26 protein-coding genes are annotated in these 26,092 nt (G+C 44.0%); 3 read left to right on the top strand and 23 right to left on the bottom strand.

Features of this window, described 5'->3' with window-relative positions:
• Positions 1–43: 43 nt before the first annotated feature.
• Complete coding sequence (locus GO495_RS01465; protein ID WP_157297934.1) at positions 44–1,111, top strand: phosphotransferase enzyme family protein; 1,068 nt, start codon at positions 44–46, stop codon at positions 1,109–1,111.
• Positions 1,112–1,209: 98 nt separating this feature from the next.
• Here GO495_RS01465 and GO495_RS01460 read toward each other — a convergent pair whose 3' ends face one another.
• The 17 genes from GO495_RS01460 to GO495_RS01380 all read right to left on the bottom strand — a co-directional run bounded on the left by GO495_RS01460 (position 1,210) and on the right by GO495_RS01380 (position 17,417).
• Positions 1,210–2,583: an NADH-quinone oxidoreductase subunit N gene (locus GO495_RS01460; protein ID WP_157297933.1), complete on the bottom strand. Its 1,374-nt coding sequence runs from the start codon at positions 2,581–2,583 to the stop codon at positions 1,210–1,212.
• 25 nt (positions 2,584–2,608) lie between these two features.
• Positions 2,609–4,045, bottom strand: a complete 1,437-nt coding sequence (locus GO495_RS01455) for a complex I subunit 4 family protein (protein ID WP_157297932.1) — start codon at positions 4,043–4,045, stop codon at positions 2,609–2,611.
• A 24-nt stretch (positions 4,046–4,069) separates the two neighbouring features.
• Positions 4,070–5,971: an NADH-quinone oxidoreductase subunit L gene (gene nuoL, locus GO495_RS01450; protein ID WP_157297931.1), complete on the bottom strand. Its 1,902-nt coding sequence runs from the start codon at positions 5,969–5,971 to the stop codon at positions 4,070–4,072.
• Positions 5,972–6,032: 61 nt separating this feature from the next.
• Positions 6,033–6,350 (bottom strand): NADH-quinone oxidoreductase subunit NuoK, encoded by a 318-nt coding sequence (gene nuoK / locus GO495_RS01445; RefSeq protein ID WP_089779627.1) that lies wholly within the window; start codon positions 6,348–6,350, stop codon positions 6,033–6,035.
• 32 nt (positions 6,351–6,382) lie between these two features.
• Positions 6,383–6,880 carry an NADH-quinone oxidoreductase subunit J family protein gene (locus GO495_RS01440; protein WP_157297930.1) on the bottom strand — a complete coding sequence of 166 codons (498 nt, stop codon included), beginning with the start codon at positions 6,878–6,880 and terminating at the stop codon, positions 6,383–6,385.
• Between the two features lie 35 nt (positions 6,881–6,915).
• Positions 6,916–7,425, bottom strand: coding sequence for an NADH-quinone oxidoreductase subunit NuoI (gene nuoI / locus GO495_RS01435; RefSeq protein WP_157297929.1), 510 nt, complete (start codon positions 7,423–7,425; stop codon positions 6,916–6,918).
• A gap of 27 nt (positions 7,426–7,452) precedes the next feature.
• Positions 7,453–8,490, bottom strand: coding sequence for an NADH-quinone oxidoreductase subunit NuoH (gene nuoH / locus GO495_RS01430; RefSeq protein ID WP_157297928.1), 1,038 nt, complete (start codon positions 8,488–8,490; stop codon positions 7,453–7,455).
• 18 nt (positions 8,491–8,508) lie between these two features.
• Positions 8,509–9,591, bottom strand: a complete 1,083-nt coding sequence (locus GO495_RS01425; protein WP_157297927.1) for an NADH-quinone oxidoreductase subunit G — start codon at positions 9,589–9,591, stop codon at positions 8,509–8,511.
• Positions 9,592–9,631: 40 nt separating this feature from the next.
• Positions 9,632–10,993: an NADH-quinone oxidoreductase subunit NuoF gene (gene nuoF / locus GO495_RS01420; protein ID WP_157297926.1), complete on the bottom strand. Its 1,362-nt coding sequence runs from the start codon at positions 10,991–10,993 to the stop codon at positions 9,632–9,634.
• Between the two features lie 10 nt (positions 10,994–11,003).
• Positions 11,004–11,489, bottom strand: coding sequence for an NADH-quinone oxidoreductase subunit NuoE (nuoE, locus tag GO495_RS01415; protein ID WP_157297925.1), 486 nt, complete (start codon positions 11,487–11,489; stop codon positions 11,004–11,006).
• 24 nt (positions 11,490–11,513) lie between these two features.
• Positions 11,514–12,731 carry an NADH-quinone oxidoreductase subunit D gene (locus tag GO495_RS01410; RefSeq protein WP_157297924.1) on the bottom strand — a complete coding sequence of 406 codons (1,218 nt, stop codon included), beginning with the start codon at positions 12,729–12,731 and terminating at the stop codon, positions 11,514–11,516.
• A 17-nt stretch (positions 12,732–12,748) separates the two neighbouring features.
• Positions 12,749–13,270, bottom strand: coding sequence for an NADH-quinone oxidoreductase subunit C (locus tag GO495_RS01405; RefSeq protein WP_157297923.1), 522 nt, complete (start codon positions 13,268–13,270; stop codon positions 12,749–12,751).
• Positions 13,271–13,307: 37 nt separating this feature from the next.
• Positions 13,308–13,871: an NADH-quinone oxidoreductase subunit B gene (locus GO495_RS01400; protein ID WP_157297922.1), complete on the bottom strand. Its 564-nt coding sequence runs from the start codon at positions 13,869–13,871 to the stop codon at positions 13,308–13,310.
• Positions 13,872–13,924: 53 nt separating this feature from the next.
• Positions 13,925–14,317, bottom strand: a complete 393-nt coding sequence (locus GO495_RS01395) for an NADH-quinone oxidoreductase subunit A (protein ID WP_157297921.1) — start codon at positions 14,315–14,317, stop codon at positions 13,925–13,927.
• A gap of 161 nt (positions 14,318–14,478) precedes the next feature.
• Positions 14,479–16,194 carry a tetratricopeptide repeat protein gene (locus GO495_RS01390; protein WP_157297920.1) on the bottom strand — a complete coding sequence of 572 codons (1,716 nt, stop codon included), beginning with the start codon at positions 16,192–16,194 and terminating at the stop codon, positions 14,479–14,481.
• Positions 16,195–16,240: 46 nt separating this feature from the next.
• Complete coding sequence (locus GO495_RS01385) at positions 16,241–17,161, bottom strand: substrate-binding domain-containing protein (RefSeq protein ID WP_157297919.1); 921 nt, start codon at positions 17,159–17,161, stop codon at positions 16,241–16,243.
• Between the two features lie 10 nt (positions 17,162–17,171).
• Entirely contained in the window at positions 17,172–17,417 is a 246-nt protein-coding gene (locus tag GO495_RS01380) for a hypothetical protein (protein ID WP_089779649.1), read from the bottom strand.
• 345 nt (positions 17,418–17,762) lie between these two features.
• On the opposite strand from GO495_RS01380, the gene GO495_RS01375 reads away from it, so the two are divergent.
• Together GO495_RS01375 and hisS are read left to right on the top strand one after the other, a co-directional pair.
• Positions 17,763–18,191: a low molecular weight protein-tyrosine-phosphatase gene (locus GO495_RS01375; RefSeq protein ID WP_170302615.1), complete on the top strand. Its 429-nt coding sequence runs from the start codon at positions 17,763–17,765 to the stop codon at positions 18,189–18,191.
• On the top strand, positions 18,191–19,540 hold the full coding sequence (gene hisS / locus GO495_RS01370) for a histidine--tRNA ligase (RefSeq protein WP_157297918.1): 1,350 nt from the start codon (positions 18,191–18,193) through the stop codon (positions 19,538–19,540). Before GO495_RS01375 ends, hisS begins: the two co-directional genes overlap by 1 nt.
• Positions 19,541–20,446: 906 nt before the next feature.
• Here the strand turns inward: hisS and GO495_RS01365 are convergent.
• The 6 genes from GO495_RS01365 to GO495_RS01340 form a co-directional block, all read right to left on the bottom strand.
• Positions 20,447–22,441: a protein-disulfide reductase DsbD family protein gene (locus GO495_RS01365; RefSeq protein ID WP_157297917.1), complete on the bottom strand. Its 1,995-nt coding sequence runs from the start codon at positions 22,439–22,441 to the stop codon at positions 20,447–20,449.
• Positions 22,442–22,536: 95 nt separating this feature from the next.
• Positions 22,537–22,992, bottom strand: coding sequence for a protein-disulfide reductase DsbD domain-containing protein (locus GO495_RS01360; protein WP_157297916.1), 456 nt, complete (start codon positions 22,990–22,992; stop codon positions 22,537–22,539).
• A gap of 54 nt (positions 22,993–23,046) precedes the next feature.
• Positions 23,047–23,742: a phosphoribosylformylglycinamidine synthase subunit PurQ gene (gene purQ / locus GO495_RS01355; RefSeq protein ID WP_157297915.1), complete on the bottom strand. Its 696-nt coding sequence runs from the start codon at positions 23,740–23,742 to the stop codon at positions 23,047–23,049.
• 165 nt (positions 23,743–23,907) lie between these two features.
• A complete protein-coding gene (locus tag GO495_RS01350) occupies positions 23,908–24,888 on the bottom strand; it encodes a hypothetical protein (RefSeq protein WP_157297914.1) in 981 nt (326 codons plus the stop codon).
• 98 nt (positions 24,889–24,986) lie between these two features.
• Complete coding sequence (locus GO495_RS01345; protein WP_157297913.1) at positions 24,987–25,577, bottom strand: Crp/Fnr family transcriptional regulator; 591 nt, start codon at positions 25,575–25,577, stop codon at positions 24,987–24,989.
• A gap of 1 nt (position 25,578) precedes the next feature.
• Complete coding sequence (locus GO495_RS01340) at positions 25,579–26,043, bottom strand: hypothetical protein (RefSeq protein WP_157297912.1); 465 nt, start codon at positions 26,041–26,043, stop codon at positions 25,579–25,581.
• Positions 26,044–26,092 lie beyond the last annotated feature (49 nt).

Here is a 26,092-nt window from a genome sequence, read left to right as displayed (position 1 = left end):
TCTTCATAAGTTTGGGATATCAGTAATCATTTCAACCAAAAACATGCAGGCTACGATACTAGCAGCTTACGGATTAGTGGAGGACGAATGTAATATTCAGCCTTTCGGAAGTGGCCTTATCAATACCACGTGGAAAGTAACGTGTGGAGACCGCTCTTATATCTTACAACGTATCAATCACCAGGTATTTAAAAAACCTGCGCTGATAGCACAGAATATTCAAAACATAGGAGACCACTTTAGCCTTCATCATCCCGGCTATTTCTTTGTAATGCCAGTACAAACACTGGACAACAAAGGGCTGGTAATTACAGAAAATGGGGAGTATTTCCGCTTACAGCCCTTTGTTTCAGACTCTGTGAGTTATGATGTGGTGATGAGTGAGGACCTGGCCTTCGAAGCTGCCCGTCAGTTTGGGAAATTCACCCGTCTGTTATCAGCAATAGATATCAATACGATACAGGTGACCTTACCGGATTTCCATAACCTCACCCTGAGATACGAACAGTTTGAACAGGCAGTAATAAATGGTAATCCCGAGAGAATAAAAGAGTCAGCGGCACTCATCCAGGCCATACGCCGGTATCAGTTCATCACAGCTACTTTTGAAACGATCAAGCAGCATCCTGGTTTCAAAACTAGGGTAATGCATCATGATACCAAGATAAACAACGTACTGTTTGATAAAGCTGGTAATGGCCTTTGCGTGATTGATCTGGACACTGTGATGCCTGGTTATTTCATCAGTGATTTCGGAGATATGATGCGTACGTACCTGTCGCCGGCGAATGAAGAAGAAGCGGATTTCAGTAAGATAGAAGCCAGAGAACCATATTTCAAAGCAATAGTAGACGGATACCTGGGAGAGTTGAAAGAAGAGTTAAGTCATGAAGAGATAAGACATATGATTTACGCAGGCCAGTTCATGGTATACATGCAGTGTATCCGTTTCTTAACAGATTATCTGAATAATGATGCCTATTACGGCGCAAAATATGAAAAACATAACCTGGTAAGAGCAGGGAATCAGCTCACGTTATTGGATAGAATCACAGAAAAAGAAGCAGAATTTTTTCAAGCGGTCGCCATGCACGGCAGCTCTGTTGCATGATAATCTTACAACGACCGTGTCGTTTGAAAAGCAGCACCACCAAAGAACAAAACCGGCCATGTGGCCGGTTTTGTCGTTTTATAACAATCAGGTTATAATCAGATAAGCTGTAATAATAATCCAGGGAATACACCCAGAATGATCACGATGGCAGCAGTCACCACCAGCATGAATTTAAACCCGCCGGTAATCTCCGACGTCTTCGGTTCGCCCTGTTTAAAGAACATGGCAATGATCACCCTGAAATAATAGTATACACTGATAGCCGCACAAAGCACCGCAACAATCACCAGCCAAAGCAGGTTACCCTGTTGTACGGCGGCTGTCAGCACAAAGTATTTCGCAAAGAACCCTGCGGTAAGCGGAATACCTGCCAGTGAGAACAGGAATATAGTAGTGGTAACAGCCAGCAGCGGTTGTGTACGTGCCAGGCCATTGAAACCATCAAAAGTATAATCTTTTAATTTGATCAGTACTGCAAACACACCGATCGTCGCTACGCTGTAAGCAGCAGCATACAGAATGATCCCTTTTGTAGCCATGTCATTCAGTGCAATAACAGACAGCAGCATAAATCCTGCCTGCGCGATACTGGAATACGCCAGCATACGCTTTACACTCTGCTGGAACACAGCGGTGAAATTACCAATGATCAGTGTTACAGCGGTAATGATAGACAACAGCAGTTGCCAGTGTGCGCTGAGGGCCCCTCCTGCAAATGCGACATGGAAAATGCGGATAAAAGCGATGAAACCACCTGCCTTCACTACAGTTGCCATAAAGGATGTGAATACGGAAGGAGAACCATCATATACATCCGGTGTCCAGAAATGGAATGGGGCAGCAGATACTTTGAAGGATAATGCAAAAGCCAGCAGAATGATACCACAAAGTGCCAATGGGCTCACTTCTCCTTCTCCCAATCCGAGGTCACTGATATTAAATGTACCTGTAGCACCATAGATGAGCGTTATACCCATCAGCAGGATACCGGTAGAGAAAGAACCCATCAGGAAGTACTTCAGCGAAGCTTCATTACTTTTCGGGTTCTTCTTATCGCTGCCTGCCAGTATGTACTGCGGAATAGACATGATCTCTATTGCCAGGAAAAGCATTAATAAACTGCTGAAAGAAACCGCCAGTGTAATACCGGACAGGATAAAAAAGATCAGCGCAAAATAGTCGGAAACATGTTCTCCTACTTTCTCAAACGCGCTACCAGATAACATGAAGTATAACAAAGTAGCACCAAATGCCACAGCATTAAACAATATGCTGAAATTACTGATAGTGATCATACCATATACGGTGCGGCTGCCTGCTGCGATGGTAGATAATTCTGCCAGGTTAGCGCCGAACGTAATGAGCAACGCCGCTATGGCAATAAACTTAATGTGCTGCTTATTGCGAACAAATAAACCCGCAAACATCATTACAACACCCGATAAAGCAGTAAATATTAATGCATTCATATTCCTGTGTTACGAAAACAACTTTTTAATAAACCTTATTAACCAATTCCGTAGTGCTGCTTACCAGATCCAGCATGGGTTTGGGATATACTCCCAATGCAATGATGAGTACTACTATTACAGTTAATACCAGTAATTCATTTCCCTTCAGATCTGTAGTAGTTTCTGTAAGCTGATTGCTCTGCCCGAAAATTACTTTCTGCACCATGTTGAGCGTATATACTGCTGCCAGGATAATACCGAGTCCGGCTACAGCCATAAACCAGGGATTAAACTGGAATAAACCGCTGAACATCAGGAACTCCCCAACAAAACCATTGGTAAGTGGTAAACCGATATTTGCAAGACTGATGATCACTAAGAAGATAGCCATACGGGGTGCATATTGTGCAATACCTCCCAGGTCGTTCAGGTTCTTTACCTTCAGACGGTCCTGGATGATCTCAACAATGATCCACAATCCGATAATGTTGATACCGTGATTGAACAACTGGATCAGCACACCCTGTAAGCTCTGTTCGTTATTGGCAAAAATAGCAGCACTCATTAAACCGATGTGCGCAATAGATGAATAAGCGATCAGGCGTTTGAAATCAGATTGAACGATAGCAATACAGGAGGCATAAACAATACCGATAATAGACAGTACGATCGCTGCATCTGACCACATATCAGCGCCTTTCGGCAATACAGGCAACAGCCAGCGCATCACCCCGAACAATCCCATCTTCACCATGATACCGGAAAGTACCATCGTAACAGGGGTCGGTGATTGTTCGTATGTATCTGGCTGCCAGGTATGGAATGGGAATACCGGCATCTTGATCGCAAAAGCGGCAAAGAATAACCAGAATAACCACGACTGTGCATGTGCATCAATATTACCGGCCGTGAAGCTGGCATAACTGAAAGATTTATCCGGCGATTGCAGGTAGATGTAAATGATACCTACCAGCATCAGCAGGGAACCTGTAAAGGTGTATACAAAGAACTTGAAAGTAACAGGAATACGTTTTTCCCCACCCCAGAGAGAACAAAGGAAGTATACCGGGATCAGTGCCAGTTCCCAGAAAACGTAGAACAGCATGGCATCATAAGCGGTAAATACGCCTGTAAGACCCGCCTGCGAAAGCAGCATCAGACCATAGAAGCTATTGGAACGCTCGTAATTCCGTCCATAAATAACAACAAAAATCAGCAGGAAAGAGATGGCTGTGAGTAAACAAAGCATCATGCCCATTCCGTCCAGACCTACACTAAACCGGGCTCCCAGCTGCGGTATCCAGCAGGCAGAAAACTGTACGCTTTCCGGAGCTGTCCGGTACTGGAATAAGGCGCCAACTGTTACTGCCAGCGAAGCCACAGATGCTATCAAACCCAGCGTTTTAGGGCCCGACCCCTTCAGACCAAATGTGACCAGGCCCGCAACCAGAGGAATTAATATGAGTAATACTGTCAACATAATTTATCTTACGCTTAGATCCTTTTATTTCAATAAAAACCCGATCACAAATAATACAACCATCCCTATCACCATGGCAAAGATGTAGAAACCAACCTGGCCGCTCTGTAACAAACGTACCTGCTGGCTGCTCCAATATACACTGCGCCCTACGCCATTTATCAACCGGTCTATTCCTGATTTTTCTATTGCCTCTTCAAAGAAACGGCTCAGTCCCATCAGGGGTTTTACGATGATAGCATCGTATATCTCATCCACATACCACTTGTTTTCCAGCACTTTGGCAAAACCGGTACGTTGTACACCGGTATCTTCATAGTTACGGAACCAGCTACGGGCAAGGAAGATGGTAATGATCACCAGTACGGAACTTAATCCCATCAGCAACCATTCAGTATTATGTTCCAGGTGATGCACTTCCGCAAATGGTGCAGAAGGTGCAAATACAGGAGCTAAGTATTCTGCAAGTAAGTTCTTTGCACCAAATACTTCCGGTAATCCAATGTATCCTGCAAATACGGCAAGAATAGCCAGTACGATCAGCGGGAAGGTCATTGCACCCGGACTTTCATGCAGGTGATGTTCCTGTTCATGCGTTCCACGGAATTTACCCTGGAAGGTCATGTAGTATAAACGGAACATATAGAAGGCTGTCATCAGCGCAGTGAGTAAACCAACCACATACATGATCTTATTTACTTCAAATGTGCTGGACAAAATTTCGTCTTTGGAGAAGAATCCTGATAAACCAGGTACACCGGCAATTGCCAGGCAACCGATCAGGAAAGTAATGTTGGTGACGGGCATGTATTTTTTCAGACCACCCATCTTGCGGATATCCTGTTCTCCACCCATTGCATGGATCACAGAACCGGAACCCAGGAACAATAATGCCTTAAAGAATGCATGTGTCATTACGTGGAACACAGCAGTGGTGTAAGCCCCTACACCCAGCGCCAGGAACATATATCCCAGCTGACTTACTGTAGAATAAGCCAGTACTTTCTTGATATCATCCTGCTTTAAAGCAATAGATGCTGCAAGTACGGCTGTAACCAGACCAATCACTGCAACAAAAGTTTGTATGCATGGGGCCAGTGTATACAGGATGTTACTGCGGGCGATCATATAGATACCTGCTGTTACCATCGTAGCAGCATGGATCAGGGCAGATACAGGTGTTGGACCCGCCATCGCATCCGGTAACCAGGTATACAAAGGCAACTGTGCAGATTTACCCATCGCACCTACAAAGAGCAGGATAGCGATAACAGGAATCACAGCGCTATGTGCGCCCAGGGCGGCGGCCTTTTCAAATACTTCAGGGAAAGTAACACTACCAAAATTCACGATCATCATAAAGATACCCAGCAGGAAGCCGAGGTCACCGATACGGTTCATGATGAATGCTTTCTTGGCAGCATTATTATAATTAGTGTTTTTATACCAGAAGCCGATGAGCAGGTAAGAACAAAGTCCTACACCTTCCCAGCCAATGAACATCATTACATAGTTAGCACCGAGTACTAATATAAGCATGGAGAAGATGAACAGGTTGAGATATGCAAAGTAACGTGCAAATCCTTCGCTGGTTTCATCATGCATGTATGAAGTAGAGTAAATATGGATCAGCGTACCAACGCCGGTAATAATCAGGAGGAACAAAGCGCTCAGCTGGTCTACCTGGAATGCAAAAGGTATATGCAGACTACCCGCTGAAATAAAATCGAACAGATTCACCACCTGGGCCTGGAATCCTGGCTGCCTTACTTCAAGGAAGATTAGCAGACTTATAACAAAGGCCGCCAGTACAGCCCCGCTTCCTATAATACCCGACAGAGATTTGGAGAGGTATCTTCTTCCCAATCCATTCACCAGGAAACCTAATAATGGTAAAAATGGTACCAGCCAAACGAGATTCATCATTTATACAATCTGATTTACGACGATTACAAGTTACAGTTACAATTAGCAATGAACTATGCTGCTAATTCTTCAGTCTGTTCATTATATTAATATCCACTGAATGGGAATTCCTGTACACCATCACGATGATGGCCAGTCCTACCGCTACTTCCGCAGCAGCTACCACCATGATAAAGAATACAAAGATCTGCGCGGAACCAGCATCCACACGACCGGCATCTGCCCACATTTTAGAGAAGGCGACCATCAGCAGGTTCACAGCATTCAGCATCAGCTCCACACACATGAATATAATGATGGCATTCCTGCGCATCAGCACACCCATAACACCTATACAGAACAGTGCAATGCTTAAGAAAATGTAATATTGAACAGGCATCTTATTTTGATTGTAAATTTCTGATGATAGAATTAGTTCTCTTTCTTTCCTATTACTACTGCACCTACCATGGCACTCAGGAACAGGATGCTACTCACTTCGAAAGGAACAACATACTGATTGAATAATGTTTTACCAAGATTGGATATCAGTCCTATTTCATTGGAACCTGGTAACAAAGCAGGCATACTTGCCTCACGAAGAGCAGCCAGTAACACTACCAGAAAAGCACCGCCGCTGATCGCGCCGGCATACTTCAGCCAGTTACGTTTCTGAGGTTCTATCTCAGCATTCAGGTTCATCAGCATGATCACAAAGAGGAACAGTACCATGATAGCTCCTGCGTATACAATAATATGTACCACTGCCAGGAACTGTGCATTCAGCATGATGTAATGCCCCGCGATGGTAAAGAAGGTTACTATAAGGCAAAGAACGCTGGTTACGGGATTCTTGCTAAGTACTACCCCCAGGGCAGATACAAGCGAGATAACTGAAAGAACCCCGAAAATTATTTGTTGTAAACTCATTCCCATTGCTATAATTGACTAGTAAGTTTTACTTTTTATGCTTTCTTCTTTTCACCAGGCATAGGGATCAACAGGTCCTCTTTACCATAGATAAAGCTTTCACGCTTGTAATTGGAAGGCGCAAATGTCTCTGTAAGATAAATAGCGTCTTTAGGACAAGCCTCTTCACAAAAGCCACAGAAAATGCAACGCAGCATATTGATTTCATAACGGGCTGCATATTTCTCTTCACGATACAGGTGTTCTTCCCCTGGTTTCCTTTCAGCACCTTCCATTGTAATAGCCTCTGCAGGGCAGGATACGGCACACAAACCGCAGGCAGTACAATTTTCACGTCCTTCCGCATCCCGGTTTAATACGTGCAGACCACGGAATACCGGGCTGAATTCACGTTTTTGTTCCGGGTAGCTCACTACTTCTTTCTTCTGGAAGATATGTTTGAATGTGATGGCCATCCCTTTAGCAATAGCCGGCAGATACATTCTCTCCACGAAAGTCATCGGCCTCCGGTCTACTGGTTTTGCCCTGTTAGTTAATGCTTGCATATAATGCGGTTATTTAAAAGTCTTTAATCAATGTCCCTGTTTCCATAAAATAGCAGCTCCTGTGAGCAACATATTTGCCAGTGCCAGGGGAATCATCATGTTCCATCCCAAACGCATCAGTTGATCATAACGGAACCTTGGAATGGTCCAGCGTACCCACATGAAGAAGAAAATAAAACAAATGGTTTTGAAGAATAATGCTGCGGTACCGAGTATTGTGAGCAGATTATGATCCAGTCCCAGCTTATCCATGAACGGAAAGCAATAACCACCGAAGTATAAACTGGCCATTACTGCAGAACTGATGAACATGTTGATGTATTCAGCAAACAGGTAGAAGCCCAGTTTCATGGAAGAATATTCCAGGTGATAACCACCATTCAATTCATTCTCTGCCTCTGGTAAGTCAAACGGAGAACGGTTACATTCTGCAAAAGAACATATCAGGAATAAGACAAAGCCAAGTGGCTGATAAACAAAGTTCCAGTAACCGTGGCGTTGCTGTTCCACAATCTCTTTCAGACTCAGCGTGCCGGTCAGCATTACCAGGGCAATCAGTGACAGCCCCATTGCCAGTTCATAGGAAATGATCTGGGAAGCAGCACGTACTGATGCCAGCAGGGAGTATTTATTATTGGAAGCCCATCCACCCAGCATGATACCATATACACCAAGGCTCACTACGCCGAAAATGTATAACATACCAATGTTGATGTCTGCTATCTGCAATGAAACGGTATGCCCTGCGATAATAAGGGTATCACCCCATGGGATCACAGCGCTGGTCATACACGCCACCATCATAGCGAGGGAAGGCCCTAATATAAACAGGAAGCGGTTAGAGCTTCCGGGAATGATCTCTTCTTTAAAGAACAGTTTACCACCATCCGCCAGTGGTTGTAATAAACCTATCCATCCGGCCCTGTTGGGACCCAGGCGGTCCTGCATAATGGCAGCTACCTTTCTTTCACCCCAGGTAGAATACATCGCTACTACCAGTGAGATTACCAGCACTCCTGATATCAAAAGGATCTTTTCCAGAATAAGCACCCAGTCTATTGTCATCTTTTAAAATATTGCTCGTTAATTTTTAAAATCATCAGAGTGCGCAGGGCCCTCTATTTTAGAAAGGTCTATTTCCGGGCGGTTCACCTGGCTGATACTGTGAATGTTCATCAGCAGTTTAGGCTGACGTCCCTCCAGTACATCAGGTAATGCATCATGTGGTTTCACCACACCTACATACTGACCCTGAGAGATAACGCTGTGACGATCGATCTTACGAGGTCCTTCCACGATCCAGTCTTTCGTTTCCTTCTTATCAAAACGGCAGGTATCACAAATGAACGCTTCCACTTCACCGTATTTGTCCTTGCGGGCAGTTACACGGAACACTTCATCACCACGCAGCCACAGTACTGTTTTACCACAGCATTTATCACAGTCGCGGTGAGCATCTACCGGTTTCAGGAACCATACGCGGTTTTTGAAACGGAAGGTTTTATCGGTCAGTGCGCCTACAGGACAAACATCTATCACGTTACCAATGAATTCGTTATCCAGTGATTTATGGATATAAGTACTGATTTCAGATACTTCACCACGGCCAAGGATACCGTGTTCGCGTTTTTCTGTCAGCTGATCTGCTGTATACACACAACGGTAGCAGAGTATGCAGCGCGTCATGTGCAGTTGTATCTTATCGCCGATATCTATCTTTTCAAACGTACGGCGTTTAAATTCGTAGCGGGTACCATCTGCACCATGTTCATAACCTAAGTCCTGAAGGCTGCACTCTCCTGCCTGGTCGCACACAGGGCAATCCAGCGGATGGTTCAGCAACAGGAATTCCACCACGCCTTTACGTGCATCCAGCACTTCCGGAGAGGTGATATTGGCTACTTCCATACCATCCATTACGGTAGTACGGCAACTGGCCACCAGTTTAGGCATAGGGCGGGGATCTGCTTCAGATCCTTTGCTTACTTTTACCAGGCAGGTACGGCATTTACCACCACTTCCCTGCAGCTTGGAATAGTAACACATTGCAGGTGGCACGATATCTCCTCCTATCTGGCGGGCAGCATTCAAAATAGTAGTGCCCGGCTCCACTTCCACAGGGATACCATCAATCTTAACCTTAAAAAGTTTCTTTTCTTCAGCCATTTTGCTTCGCTTAAACTTTGCTTACAATTACTATTGATTCTTACACTGCGGCAGGAGCAGCAATTTCCAGCGGATCTGCATAGTGTGCCAGCCCGAAGTTGCGCACCTGGCTCTCTTCCGGGTTCAGCACATGCCATTCAAATTCATCGCGGAAATGACGGATAGCAGCAGCTACCGGCCAGGCAGCAGCATCTCCCAGCGGGCAGATGGTGTTACCTTCTATTTTGCGTTGAATATCCCACAGCAGGTCTATATCACTCATTTTACCCTTACCCTTCTCAATGTTCTTCAGCACTCTTTCCATCCAGCCGGTACCTTCACGGCAGGGACTGCATTGTCCACAGCTTTCGTGATGGTAGAAGCGGGCGAAAGTAAGGGTGTTTTTTACGATGCACTGGTCTTCGTCCAGTACAATGAATCCACCGGAACCCATCATGGTACCGGTAGCAAAACCTCCGTCGGACAGGCTTTCGTAAGTCATCATACGGGTTTCGCCTTTGGCTGTTTTCAGCAGCAGGTTAGCCGGTACGATAGGTACGGAAGATCCGCCCGGGATACATGCTTTCAGGCGTTTGCCATTAGCTATACCGCCGCAATATTCTTCAGAATAAATAAACTCTTCTACCGAAATGTTCATTTCTATCTCATACACCCCTGGTTTGTTAATATTACCACAGGCAGAGATCAGTTTGGTACCGGTAGATTTACCTGTACCGTATTTGGCGTACTCTTCACCACCAATGCGCAGAATAGGCACAATGGCAGCCAGTGTTTCCACGTTGTTCACCACGGTCGGGCAATCCCACAGACCTTTGATAGCCGGGAATGGTGGTTTGATACGTGGATTACCGCGTTTACCTTCCAGTGATTCTATCAAAGCCGTTTCCTCACCGCAGATATACGCACCAGCACCACGCTGCACATATATTTCAAGGTCGAAACCGGTACCCTGGATATTCTTACCCAGCCAGCCATTCTTCTTGGCATCAGCAATGGCTTCTTCCAGGATATCAGGGATCCAGGCGTATTCACCACGGATATAGATATAACAGCTATTAGCACCCAGTGTATAACTGGAGATCAGTAAACCTTCTATCAGGAGATGCGGGAGGAACTCCATCAGGTAACGGTCTTTGAACGTACCTGGTTCAGATTCATCCGCATTGCATACCAGGTAGCGGGGTACGCCTTCCGGTTTTGCAATAAAGCTCCATTTCATACCGGTAGGGAAACCAGCGCCACCACGACCTCTCAGGCCGCTCTTCTTCACTTCGTCCAGCACCAGTTCAGGAGTCATTTTCAATGCCTTTTCAGCAGATTCATACCCTCCGTTGGCCCGGTACACATCGTAGTACCGGATATTTTCTATATGAGCCTTGTCCAAAAGTAGTTTGCGTCCCATCTTACTTTTATTAATTAGCGTTTACCCTGCATTCGTTAATAATCTCATCTACTCTCTCAGGAGTGAGGTGTTCACGGAAGTGTTTACCCAGTTGCATCATTGGTGCGTAACCGCAGGCGCCCAGGCATTCCACTGTTTTGAGGGTGAAGAGTCCGTCTTTGGTGGTTTCACCCACATTGATGTCCAGCTTCTTTTTGATATAGTCTACGATATTATCTGAGCCACGCAGCATGCAGGGACCTGTATGACATACTTCAAATACATATTTGCCTACAGGCTTCATGTTAAACATGGAGTAAAAGGTAGCCACCTCATACACTTCGATTGGCGTAATCTGTAACAGGGATGCCACGTAATCCATGGTTTCTGCACTCAGCCATCCGCCAAACTCTTCCTGTGCCAGGTGTAATACCGGCAGCAAAGCGCTCTTCTGCTTCCCTTGCGGGTAGCGGGCAATGATCTCTTTTACTTTATTCAGTTTCGCTTCAGAAAACATAACTATGAGAGAAAAAATTAAAAATTAAGCATCCAGTTCACCTGCAATCAGGTTCAGGCTACTCATACAGATTATTGCATCACTAAGCATGGCCCCTTTTACCAGTTCGGCATACGCCTGGTAATATATAAAGCAGGGACGGCGGAAGTGCAGCCTGTAAGGGCTACGGCCACCATCACTGATCAAATAATAGCCAAGTTCTCCGTTAGCGCCTTCTACCGGGTTGTATAATTCACCAGGCAGTATATCAGATTCACCCATGATTATCTTAAAGTGATAAATGAGCGCTTCCATTTTTGTGTATACATCGCTTTTTTCAGGCAGGTAGTAAGCAGGTACATCTGCATGCCATACATCAGATGGCAGCGTTTTCATCTTATCCAGCGCCTGACGGATAATGCTGAGGCTCTCCCACATTTCGGCGTTACGCACCAGGAAACGGTCGTAGCAGTCGCCGGTGGTTCCTACAGGAATAGTGAAGTCAAAATCCTCGTAAGAGCTGTACGGCTGCGCCACGCGCACATCGTAATCCACCCCTGCAGCGCGCAGGTTAGGACCCGTAAAGCCGTAGTTCAACGCTCTTTCGGCGCTGATAGCGCCTACACCCTGTGTTCTTTCCATGAAGATGCGGTTGCGGGTCATGAGTGATTCGAACTCTTTCAATGCAACCGGGAACTCTTTCAGGAACTTTTCTAATTTCTCAAATACGGCTGGTGTGAAGTTTCTTTCAAAACCACCTACACGACCAATATTAGTAGTCAGACGGGATCCGCATATTTCCTCATACACCTCATACGCCACTTCACGGTGCTTCATGAGGTACAGGAAACCTGTAAAGGCGCCAGTGTCCACACCAACCACACCATTACAGATCAGGTGGTCCGTAATACGTGCCAGTTCCATGATGACCACACGCATGTAGTCTACCCGCTTAGGTGTTTTCACGCCCAGCAGCTTTTCTACGGTCAGGTGCCATCCCATATTATTGATAGGGGACGAACAGTAGTTCAGACGGTCTGTTAAAGGAGTGATCTGGTAGTAGGGACGGCGTTCCGCTATTTTCTCAAATGCCCTGTGAATGTATCCTACTGTAGACTCTGAACTCACAATGCGTTCCCCGTCTATTTCCAGGATATTCTGGAATACACCATGCGTAGCAGGGTGGGTAGGACCCAGGTTAAGGGTTTGCGTTTGCCTTTCTATTGAGCCTTCCGGCAGTGTTATATGTTGCTGCTCTGACATGTTCAACGAATAATTTATTAAATGCCAATATGCCCGCCGCGGCCGAACATTTCATCGTCTTTATCTACACGGGATTGATCTTCCAGTGGGAATTCCTTACGCATGGGGAAATAGGTCATTTCGTCCACGTTCAGGATGCGTTTCAGGTTAGGATGTCCTACAAACTCTACCCCAAAGAAATCATATGTTTCTCTTTCCATCCAGTTGGCAGATTCATAGAGTTTGGTAGCTGTAAACACCTTAGGGTCTTCCACGCTGGCGTAAACCTTCAGACGAAGTCGTACCCTTTCCCTGAAATTGTAGAGGTGATAAACTACAGCGAGTTCCTCTCCTTTCCTTTCGGGGTAGTGTACAGCCGTCAGATCCGTTAAAAAACGAAATTGCAGTTCCTCATCATCGTACAGGAACTGCATTACTTTCAGGTTCAGGTCTTTAGGTGCTGCAAATGATAGCGTCCCAAAGGATTCTTCTACCTGGGAGATGGACTCCCCAAACTTTTCTGCCAATCTTTGCTTTATATAGTCGCTTGTCAAAGACATTACGATTTCAGATTTTCGATTTTTAAGGGATACTAGGTTACTGGATTCCGTAAGAGTTCAGCAGGTCCTTATACTTTTCAGAATTGCGGCGGCGCATACTTTCCTGGCCTATCAGGTCCTGGATACGCATAAAGCCATCAATGATAGCTTCAGGGCGTGGAGGACATCCCGGTACATATACATCTACCGGAATCACCTGGTCTATCCCCTGCAATACAGAGTAAGTATCGAAGATACCACCACTGCTGGCACAGGCGCCTACAGCAATTACCCAACGGGGTTCTGCCATTTGCAGGTATACCTGGCGTAATACAGGGCCCATTTTCTTGGAAATGGTCCCCATCACCATCAACAGATCACACTGCCTTGGCGTGAAAGCCATTCTTTCCGCACCAAAACGCGCCAGATCGTAAGTAGATGCCATCGTTGCCATAAATTCGATCCCACAGCAGGAAGTTGCAAAAGGCAACGGCCATATAGAATTTTTACGGGCAAGACCTATCACTTTATCGAAAGAGGTAGCAAAAAAACCTTCTCCGGAATACCCCTCAGGTATATCCACAGACTTCACTTTTTCATTATACTGAACCGGACGAGACATACCATTTCAGATTTAAAGATTTCAGAATCAGATTTGACTTACAAATTTTTGTATCAGTCTTCCCATTTTAGCGCACCTTTCTTCAGGATGTAGACAAAGCCACCCAGGAAGAAAGCAACAAAGAGCAACATAGCCATAAAGCCTTCCCAGCCCAACTCTCTGAAATTCACGGCATAAGGGTAGAAAAAGATCACTTCCACATCGAACAGAACGAACAAAATGGCGGTAAGAAAATATTTAATGGCTACAGGCTGGCGTGCGTTCCCTTGCTGCTCGATACCGCTTTCAAAGGTAACAAGTTTGTCGCTCGTTTTACGTTTTGGGCCTAAAAAGTGTGTTGCGAACATAGTAATGCCCACAAAGCCGAGGGCTGCAATTAGCTGTAACACTATAGGAAAATAGCTAAAAGGAGTAGTCGCCGACAATAATACTGTGTCTGTAAACATAAGCTTCCCTGATAAGATGAACATTTCTCCGAATGCGCAAAAATAGGCTAACTATACCAAATATCAAATCTATGAGTGATTAAAATATTATCTTTTTTTGCCAACCGGAAATAAAAAAACCCCAGCAGTTGCCGGGGTTTCCATATAAAGAACTCTTTATTTTATTTTTTATTGCCTGAAGCTGCCGGCTTAGCGGTTTTGGACCTGTTTGCCAGGTTTTCCTGTATCGCCTTCACAGTAGCGTTGTTAGGATCCATACTTACTACTTTATCCATCCAAAGCTTCATATTGGTCATATCATCTTTGTTGTAGTAGTAAATCATCAGATACTGGTAAGGGAACATCAGCAACGGAGTTTTTACCTTATCCTCTCCCTTGATTTCAAAGAAATGCTGGAAGTAAGGTAATGCCAGTCCCTGCTTAGCATCCGGGTCCTTAGCCATGTTTGCACGGCCTCTCCAGTAAGTACCTAATGCTTCCTGAGCAGGATATTTAGCTACGAAAGCACCAAAGGTAGAATCTGCCATATCGTACTCATGAGCATATATTTCCCAGGTTCCTTTGAAGAACTGGTCCTGGATTTTACTGCCGTTCTGCTCGTCAGTAAAGTCTGTTACCAGTTTACCATACCATTCTGCAGCACGTTTGAAATCGCGCATGCTTTTGAATGATTCAGCTACATTTCTGTATTTTTCAACATCCTTGGTAGTATCAGACAATGCATATTTCTCCAGATATAAAGATGCAAGAGAGTCATTGATAGCTGCCTGAGCTGCATCCGGAGTTTTAGCCTGGTAAATAGCGCTTAACAGTTTGTAATCGTTAGGCCCCAGTTTAGCTTCACCCACGCTCTTCACATAATCTTCAATGATTTGTTTACCGGTAGCAGTATCACCTTTCTGCAGATAGGCATCTGTCAGCAACAGGGTGAATTTATCTTTATAACCTTCTGTAGCAGTTGGCAATACAGCCTTTGCTTTAGAAATAGCTGCATCATAGTCTTTCTTGTAGAAAGAGATAGCTGCCAGGTTATATTCGTTTTCCAGTTTACCTGCACCTTCACCTACGATAGCCATGTAGCTTTCGAGGTATTTAGCTGCATTTTCCAGGGAAAACTGCGCTTTGGTTTTGGTGATATAGAACTGATACAGTTCATAGAAAGCAGGTGCATACTGAGGGTCCATGTTGGTAGCTTTGGTGAAATCATTCACCGCATCCTGCAACAGTTTGGCATTATAGTTAACCAGACCTTCTTTCATTACTGCTTCTGCCCTGTTTGGTTCCAGTTCCAGTGCTTTATCATAGGTTGCAATGGCTTTACCTCCATTTTCACCACCCAACTGACGGTAAGCGTCACCCAGTTCAATATAGTCGACCGCCTTAGGCGTGTATACCTCTTTCTTCTTACGACCTTCGTTATTCAGCAGTTTTTCCATTACGCTGAGTGCGTAACCGCGGTCACCACCTTTAATATCCGCACTTGCATCAGCAATTGCACGGGCAACATCACCATCACGGCCCTGAGTGGCAGCGCTGGCAGCTTCAAATTTTTGTTTGGCAGCAGCAGCATCCCCTTTCAGTAAATCCAGGCGGCCTAAACCTACCTGTAATAAAGCAGAAGTAGGAACTGCCTGTAATCCTTTCTGGAAAGCAGCAGCAGCGGCAACCTGATCGTTCATTCCCAGGAAAGCAATCCCCTGGTAGTAATATGCTTTGTCGTCAGTAGGTTTAGCAGTAATTACCTTGTCAAAAGTTTGTTTGGCTGTTTCATACTTGCCATAATACAGGTCTTTCAATCCATCATCTACGGATTGGGCCATTGCGCCGTTTGCGGCGACACATAACATGGCTACGATTAAACTTTTCCGTCTGGTCATGAGCACTCCGGTTTTAAAATTTTAGTTGTGTTAGTTTTTTCAATCCTTACTTTAAATTAGCCTGCCTGAAAACGATGTTCAACCTCGCGGGGAACAATCTGAATTTCCCGATTAATGTCTGTCCTTCATAACTTCCCAGGAAGGTGGCAAAGCCTGATCCCAATCCGGAGTAAGGTTCTTTTAAACAAAAGAAAAATCCTCTCTTCAACGGGTATGATCCCAAAGCGATATATGCCTGATATGGTTTTACAAATTCCGAACCATAATCTGCACGCACTTTCACCACGTTCACTTTACTATTAAATTCTATAGAGGTGGAATCATTTGGATCAGAGATCCAGCTTACCCCAATTACTCCCAGTGCATTTGGCATTTTAGCTACATAATCAACCACTTCGGGATTGGTTTTCGCAGCCATTACACTGGCCGGCAATGGTTTTCCCTGGTTGATTGAGTCGCGGATAAATCTTACAGTACTTGAATTCTGATTGTCAAAAACAATCTGCCATTTCTTTTCTGTTTCGCTACCGTCCATAATTTTACGTAACTGGTCCATCGTGAGGATAGAATCGGGATTACTCTTATTAGTAATCAACGCTACCCCGTCCCATGCCAGTAACATACTCTGCGGCGTTATTTTCAGCTTCTGCATGAACCCTTTCTCCTGCTCATTGAAGTCCCTCGTTACAATTATCAGGCGGGCACTATCTGCCAGCAGGTCCTTAAAGCAATCTGCTTCAGGTTTGTATTCCGCAATAATGTGGGCCTTCGGATATAATGATTCGAATACTTTTATCTCTGATGTTAAAAGTGGCTTATAGGTCTCGTCTACACTGATACGGACAGTTCCGGACGTTGGCGTGTCCCTCTCCGCTTCTGATTTAGACTCTCCGCATGATGCCAGCATAGTTGCGGTTGCTAACAGTGCGATATAAGCCCTGTTCCGTTTAATTAACCTGGTAAACATAGCTCTTCGGTTAGTCCTTGTTAAAAAATGTATTCTTCACTCCTCTATATACACGGAAAAGGCCATAAGCGATCAGTACCCCTCCCAAAACATTTAAAATGGTTTGCGATACTTCAAAGTGTCCCATATTGAACCTTTGAGCAAAGCATGCATACAGTCCAAAGAGTATAAAAAATATACCTCTTAATAATTCTCCCAGCGGCCGGTAATCTATTCCTTTCCGCCTGTTTTCCGTTCTTTCGTGTTCCATCTGCATTGTTGCGAATTACAAGTATACAAAAAAAAATTTCTAAACAAATACCTGTTCTTTTAGAAGAATATTAAAAAAAACAAGTCCCCTGTGTAAACATAATCTCCTAAATCCGCTACTACAGCAGATTCCATAACCGTCACCCTCACATATATTAATCAAATCAATCTACAGATTATTATCCACTAACTTGTTAAAGGCATGTTAAATACTATAATTCCGCCCCTTGCATTGTAGTTATATACGCATAAAGTGAGGGTATAGTATCACTATATAGATGCAAAAAGTAAAAATTTCCATAAAGGGCCGGGGTGGCGAATCTGCCCAAAATCCTGTAGGTTTGCGCAAATTATGAAGGTTTTAATGGTATGCCTCGGCAATATTTGCCGCTCGCCGCTGGCAGAAGGTATTTTAAGGCAACTGGCCCCTGACTGGGAAATAGATTCCGCCGGCACAGGCGGCTGGCATGTGGGAGATCCTCCGGACAGACGGTCCGTAGCGGTGGCACGCCGCCATGGTATTGATATTTCCGGACTCAGAGGCAGACAATTCCATACAGATGATTATGACGGGTTTGACCGCATTTACGTAATGGACCTGGATAACTATCGCGATGTAATACGTAAAGCTCGTACCGATGTGGACAAAGCCAAAGTACAGCTGCTGCTTGACAACCAGCAACCTGTGCCTGATCCATGGTATGATGATGCACTGTTTGAACCAGTGTATGATATGATCTACAAAGCCTGCGAAAAAATAATTAATAATACTGAACGATAATGATAAAACCCAGTATACCAAAAGGTACCCGCGATTTCGGCCCTGTTGTGGTAAGAAAACGGCAATACATTTTCCAGACGATCCGCGAAACATTTGAACTGTTTGGATTCCAGCCACTGGAAACTCCTTCCATGGAAAACCTGGATACGCTTACAGGAAAATATGGTGAGGAAGGTGATAAACTGATCTTCAAAATACTGGATAACGGAGATATATTCGGCCGCTCACAACAAGCTAAAGACAGCCGTGAACTGGGTATTTTATTATGCGAAAAAGCATTACGCTACGATCTTACCATTCCTTTTGCACGTTACGTGGTAATGAACCAGAATGAACTGGCATTGCCGTTCAAACGTTACCAGATGCAACCGGTATGGCGTGCGGATAAGCCACAGAAAGGCCGTTACCGCGAATTCTATCAGTGTGATGCTGATGTGGTAGGAAGTAATTCTCTTTTAAATGAAATAGAATTACTATTGATATACGACCGTGTATTTACCAAACTGGGAATGAACGGTTACGAAGTGCGTATCAATAACCGTAAGATCCTGAGCGGATTAGCAGAAGTAATTGGCCAGCCATCTTTATTAACAGATATCACCATTGCTATCGATAAACTGGATAAAATAGGCATCGAAAAAGTAAAGGTTGAATTACAGGAACGTGGACTTTCCGACTCAGAAATTACCACTATCGAGAGCTTCCTGAAAATTGACGGCAGTAATGAGGAGAAATTACAACAGCTTGGTGTATTATTACAGCAATCTGCCACAGGTCTTAAAGGTATTGAAGAAATATCTTATGTCCTGCACACTCAACCTGCTGCATTCAAAACAACACCCATCCTGGATGTAACACTCGCCCGCGGTCTGAACTACTACACAGGTATGATCGTGGAAGTGAAAGCGCCTGCTACCGTTAAAATGGGCAGCATCGGCGGCGGTGGCCGTTACGATGACCTCACCGGCTTATTCGGATTACCGGGCCTTTCAGGCGTAGGTATCTCCTTCGGTGTAGACAGAATCTACGATGTACTGGAAGAACTGCAACTGTTCCCTGCTACTGCACAACAAAGCACCCAGGTATTATTCTTCAATCTCGACGCCAACACATCGGCTACTGCATTCACCATGCTGATGCAACTGCGCGAAAGAGGCATCGCCTCTGAATTATTCCACGAACCGGCCAAGATGGATAAACAAATGAAATACGCCAATAAGCGCGGTATTCCATATGTAATCATCATGGGTGAAAGTGAAATACAGGAAGGTATGCTGAGTGTAAAGAATATGATAACAGGAGAACAGACAAAAATTAAAAAAGAGGAATTAACAACATATTCATTCTAAACAAAAAGCCGCGGTCAATCCCTGACAGCGCAGATTGGCAGATGTTGTTAATCATAAATACACTGCATCTGACTGTTTAGTTCTCTGATTTAGCTTCGGAATATGAGCCCGGGATTTGTTTTTCAATTTAACTTCACCTAATACTCACGTCAGATAAGGTGTATTTATCGATCAACAACATCTGGCGCGAAGATTATGTAACTGATGCACTAACCGCCTTGCAGATCAGGTGGTGCATCAGTTTGATTTATTAACCCTACCAAGGATACAAGCTAGTGTCTTCGGGTAGAGTTCGGGGAGTGTTATGGAATTGGCTATACGTTGGAGATAGGTTGAACATACATTGGTCATTTCCGAAGCATCAAAGTATGTTCGACCTATCTCCAAGCTATGTTCTACGTATAGCCAATTCCATAACACTCCCCGAACTCTACCCGAAGACACTGTTAATTTGTATAAGTACTGAATAATAAGGAGAGCAAAGCCATTATATCACTTTTAGGAAAAATCGAAACTGGTGCACTACCCCAGATGGGAACATACTTCCAAGAGCCTAAACTTTCCTGCAAACTCTTTATAACTGTTCATAGACTACTATATGACCTGTATATAAGCCCTATCTATATAAGTACGGCTTATATACAGGTTATATACCAGTTATATAGGGCTTATATACGGGTTATATATGCTAATGCACAGAGTCTCAGTAGGTTATTAGTAGCAACTAATATTTCAATGCTTTTTTACTACTGATTAGCAATACATTAAAATATAAGGGGAATTATTATATCAGGAAAATAGTAGAAAATTCAATGTCATTTAGCCAGGCTCCGTAGATTCTCCTGATATGACTGATATAAAAAAGGGGGGACTTTTTTAGCCCCCCCTTTTTATTTAAAAACTTACTTACTTGCTTCTCTTCGCAAATTCAGCTTTCGCACTTTCCAGATAAGCAATAAATGCATCTGCATCCTCTTGAGGATCATAGCCGTATCCCTTGTCTACCAGCGCTTTCCCTTCATTATCAACCGGAATATAATAAGGTTGGGAATTACGGGTAAAGTGAGTCACTTCAAAGTCCTGGTTCTTCTGACCTACATTAGTAACCTTGCTGTTATCAAACTTAGAAACATATTGCTCCATCTCTGGCAGCGATGTTTTCTCATCTGTATATAAAGAAGCTACCACAAAGTCATTACGCAGGATCTTCATTACCGCAGGATTTGATAATACAGACTTTTCAAACTTGCGGCAATTCACGCAGGTATGACCTGTAAAATCCAGCATCAAAGGCTTATTAGCTGCTTTGGCGGCTGCCAGCGCTTCATCAAAATCAAAGAATAAATTCTCTACTCCCGGAATCTCCGAATGCAATATATCCGTATACTTCTTAGGTCTGATCGTATTAGCATTCTTATTGCCTGTAGATACGCCACCATCCAGGGATGCTGCAATATCCGTCAGAGAACGGCTGATATTGAAATCCTGAGAACCTTCATGTGGCAGGAAACCACTGATACCTTTCAAAGGTGCACCCCACATACCCGGCACCATATATACAACAAATGCAAATGCAGTTACCGCAAAACAAAGCCTGCTTACAGAAACATACGGTACATCACTATCATGACTAAACTTGATCTTACCCAGCAGATAAAAACCTGTCAGCGTAAACAACACGATCCACAACGCCAGGAAAATCTCCCTGTCCAGCAGGTTCCAATGGTAAGCCATATCTACATTAGACAGGAACTTCAATGCCAGTGCTAACTCCAGGAACCCTAAGGTTACTTTCACTGCATTCAGCCAGCCACCGGACTTGCCGATTTTATTCAGCCAGCTTGGGAACAACGCAAACAGTGAGAAAGGAATTGCAAGGGCCAACGAGAAACCAAACATCCCTACCAGCGGACCGGAATTACCACCTTTCGCTGCCAGCACCAACAGGTTACCAATGATAGGCCCTGTGCAGGAGAATGATACAATAGCCAGCGTGAGCGCCATAAAGAAGATACCTATGAAGCTACCTTTACTGGCCCTGGAATCGGCTTTATTTGCCCAGGCACTCGGGAGATTGATCTCGAATGCTCCCAGGAATGAGAAGCCGAATAATATGAAAATAACAAAGAAGATCATGTTAGCGATACCATTACTGGCCAGTGAATTCAATGCGCTGGCTCCAAAGATCTTTGTAATGGCAAAACCAAGGAATGTATAAATAACAATGATAGAGAAAGAATACTGGAAAGCATTTTTGATACCCTGCGCACGTGTTTCACTACGTTTGGTAAAGAAGCTCACCGTAATAGGAATCATTGAGAATACACAAGGAGTAATCAATGCAATAAATCCTCCGCCTAAACAAGCCAGGAAAATCCACCATAAAGATTTATTGGAAGCATCATCTGCTGCCACACCGTCCTTTGCCACTTCTTCACCGGCTTTCACTGCTTTCGCCGGAGTGCCGCCCAGCACTATATCAAATGTTGCTTCTTCAGGATTGATCTCCTCTCCTTTCAACACCATCGCAGTGATCGTACCTCCTAACTTACTGACTGGTGATTTCAGCTTTACAGTAGCCAGCAATTCCACATTGTTCTCCAGGTATTTGATATCAGCATTATCCAGCAAAGGTTCCTTACGGGTCTGTACGGTCCCCTGCTCCTGTACACTGATCAACGTTGCTTTTGCAGTATCTACAACAACACGGGTATTAGCCTCATCATCCTTCATAGAAGTTGAAAATATCAGCCATCCCTTTTCTACTGTTCCTTTCAGATGTAATATATATTCCTGTTCCCCTTTCTTTTCAGCACTATATTCCCATTTTACAATTCTGGACTGTGCCTTTACGCCAAAGGTTGCGGCGATAAGTACAATAAACGTAAGCAACTGCTTCATATATATAATAGGCTTTAGAGACTTTGCATTCTTCTAAACAATAAACGAGTTCTCCGGGAGAACTCGTTTATTGTTTAGAAGAATGTTATGTTAAATTATTTTCCTCCGACACTGATAGCAAATTCAAGCTCTTTAGGTGGCAGACACTGGTGATCATCACATGTCATGAATTCTACCGTACCTTTTACCTTTGTAGCAGCTTTACCTTTTACAGTCACTTTCTGTATAAAGTCTACTTCGCCTTCGTAATATTTCAGTTCAGAATCAAAGTTCTTGTCAAATGCCTTGTGCAGTTTACCCACTTCTTCAATTTTACCGGTAGGTACAACTAAAGGGTTTTTACTGAGTTTGAAAGAAGTTGGTACCGGACCTTCACCTGCTACCTGCGCATACAGATGCCAGCCGCCGTCAATACTGGCTGTCATGTGCAACTCATATGTAGTCGCATTAATCTTCTTGGAAGTAAAGCTCCACTTAACCGGGTTCTCTATTTGCGCACTCGCCAATACCGGCAGAGCAAACAATAAGAATGCTGTCAATACTTTTCTCATACTCGTTTTTTTAACTGGTTGGTTGATTGATTGATTATTGGTGTAGTAATCTTATCAGTTATTGTTGTTGATCAGACTCTGGAAAATCAGCTGACCGTCCGTATTCCCCAATACAGAGCTGGTAGCTCTTTCCGGATGCGGCATCATACCAAATACGTTACGCGTGCTGTTGCAGATCCCTGCAATGTTACGCATCGCTCCATTTGGATTGGCAGCGTCTACTATATTACCGAACTCATCGCAATAACGGAAAAGAACCTGATTGTTGGCAAACAACCCTTCCAGTGTAGCATCGTCAGCATAATAACGGCCTTCACCATGTGCTACCGGAATCATCAACGGACGACCGGTTACATCTTTGGTCATGGCAGCGACAGTATTTTCACTCTTCAGGAAGATATTCTTGCATACAAACTGCTGGTCGCCATTCTGTAACAGCACTCCTGGCAGTAAACCGGCTTCACAAAGGATCTGGAAACCATTGCAGATACCAATCACACGACCACCCTTATTTGCGAACTCTATCACACTCTGCATCATCGGACTGAAACGTGCAATTGCACCACAGCGCAGATAATCACCATAAGAGAACCCACCCGGAAGTACAATGCAATCTTCTTTGCTGAACTTACTCAGGTCCTTGTCCTTATGCCATAACTCTATTACTTCCTGACCAAGGTCATTACGTAATGAATCTATCATATCATGGTCACAGTTAGAGCCCGGGAAGGTGACAACGCCAAATTTCATACCTAATTAATTGAATTTTATGATCTAAAATATTAATTCCAGCTTCTATCCGGTAATATAACGGTTTAAACCACTGGACGAAATTACCGGAAAAGCTACAAAATTACTGCGCCGTCCGCATATTTCAATGGCCGTTCATCCGGTTTTAACAAATGGTACAAGAGGTTATCGGCTGAAATACTGCATTACGATCACATATCCCAGCGTAATGAAGTGGATAATGTTAGCTACAGTGTTGTTCCTGATAGACCAATACACATTAGCTACGAACAAAGAAAGCGGCAATATTGCCATTAACCAGTATAAGGGAGAAAAATGTACATTGAAGAAAGGTACCACCATCGCTACAAACACATATACGATCAGCACACTCCAGATCTTCCTGCCCTGAATCAGCATCTTTTTGATAGTACTCTGCAATAACAGCCAGCCCAGGATAAAGAAGAAGATACTCGCCACCATAGCTCCCCAAACCTTATAATCGGCTATTACAGGGAAATTGATACCTATACGGGGGATCTTTGTAAACAGGCTCCATTGATCAGTAAGATACAGGTAAGTACCCAGCAGGTACAACGGGCAAATCAGCCCCAGCACTGCAATAATCCACTCTGCCAGCCTGAACGGCCGCATAATAAGCAGACTCAATAACAGCAGCAGGCAGAAAACCACAGAAGGGAAGTAGAACAATCCACATACCCCCAGTGCAAACCCTATATTAAACACCACATCCCTGGCAGACGTACGTGTATACAGCAATGTGATACTTGAAAACACCCATAACATTACCAGGTTTACCAGCAAAGCAGGAGAAAACACATTCCATCCTTCCAGCAGGGAAGTAAAGAGCATGTAACTCATAGCCGGTAAATAGGTAGGTTTGGCAAAGAGCCGCTGGTGGTTAACGATCTTGGTAACGAGCAATGCCTGTAACAGCAGTAGCAATATAGCAAGACTGGTAAACAAATAGGGGCTGTTCCCTATCACCCGCTGTATCCATTTCACAAAAAGGTCATATAATAACCCTTCTGAGCCGTCTGCCACAAAGGTGGACGGGTGCAACAGGTAATAGAACTTTACCAGTAACGTATATATTAACAACAGCAAAACCGTCAGTGGGTTGCCGGAGCGGAAAAATTTTACCACAATCTGTTATCTCTTTATTCAACTTTTGAAAGCGTTCCAAAGGTATTTTAAAGCAGGAGAAAATCAAAATATTATGATAATCATGTATAAATTGATGATTATCCCTTGTTAAGCATCCTTTTCCTGATCCTGCTTAAAGACGGTCCCTGGATCCCCAGGTAAGACGCTATATGATAGAGTGGTATTGTATTGAAGATGCCCGGGTGCAGCTCTAATAACTCCACATACCGCTGTTCGGGGGTTTTAAATAAAAAATCCTCCGTATGATTCATTACCAGGTTGAAAGCGATCTCTGCCACATGTCTGCCAAACCTTTCCCACTGATGCGACTGCTCATACAATTCCTGTAAATGGTCTATATGAATGTATAAAATGGTGGAATCAACCATACTCTCTGTGTAATAATTACAAGGGGTCTGGCTGATAAAGCTCTTATAGGCGGAAACGATCTGGTGATCGGAATAAAACAACATATTCTTCTCCTCTCCGGTCGTCTCATTCATATAGTAAGTACGGAAAATACCGTTGATGACAAACCCCAGATGCTTACAAACGTTCTTATATTCGTTGTAATACTCCCCCTTCTTATATTGCTTTACCTGCCAGAATGGAAGCGATAAAGCAAATTCCTTTTCATCCATCCCGGTCAGTTTCTGTAAAGCCTTTTCCAGTAACTTGATCTCACTCATACTATTTATGTTTAAAATTCCAGGCATCCAGGATACTATCTGCCTGCTGGCGGGTAACCGGGTAAGGCTTTTCATGCGTCAGCCGGCTACTGAGCGCATAGTTCCATGTGGTATCGGTAAAACGGTAACCGATCGTCAGTTCCTCCTTATCCGGCACAGGTTTCAGGATAAAATCATTTTCATATTTTATCCTGTCATTCTCCACTCCTACTACTTTCATTTCCCTATGTACTGCTCCGGTATCAACAGCAGGCGGGAACCACACTTTAGTCTCCTTCTCTCCCTGCTCTGTTGTCCAGTTATCAGGTAATGGCAGAATGCCCAGGCGTGTTCTTTCCTTATTGAATTTTACGCCAAAAGAATCAGCAGTTGGGAAAATTGCATACCACATTGTTTTGCCAAAACAGATTCCTATAAACAAAACCACTAACACTCCCAGTTGAATAATATCCTTTTTATGCTTCATATCTACAATAAAAACTGCTTTGAATCGATAAGGGAAAATATGACTTTTT

This window comes from Chitinophaga oryziterrae, assembly GCF_009758125.1.
In the GTDB taxonomy this organism is placed as follows: Bacteria; Bacteroidota; Bacteroidia; order Chitinophagales; family Chitinophagaceae; genus Chitinophaga; species Chitinophaga oryziterrae.
This window is presented reverse-complemented; position numbering and strand designations above follow the sequence as displayed.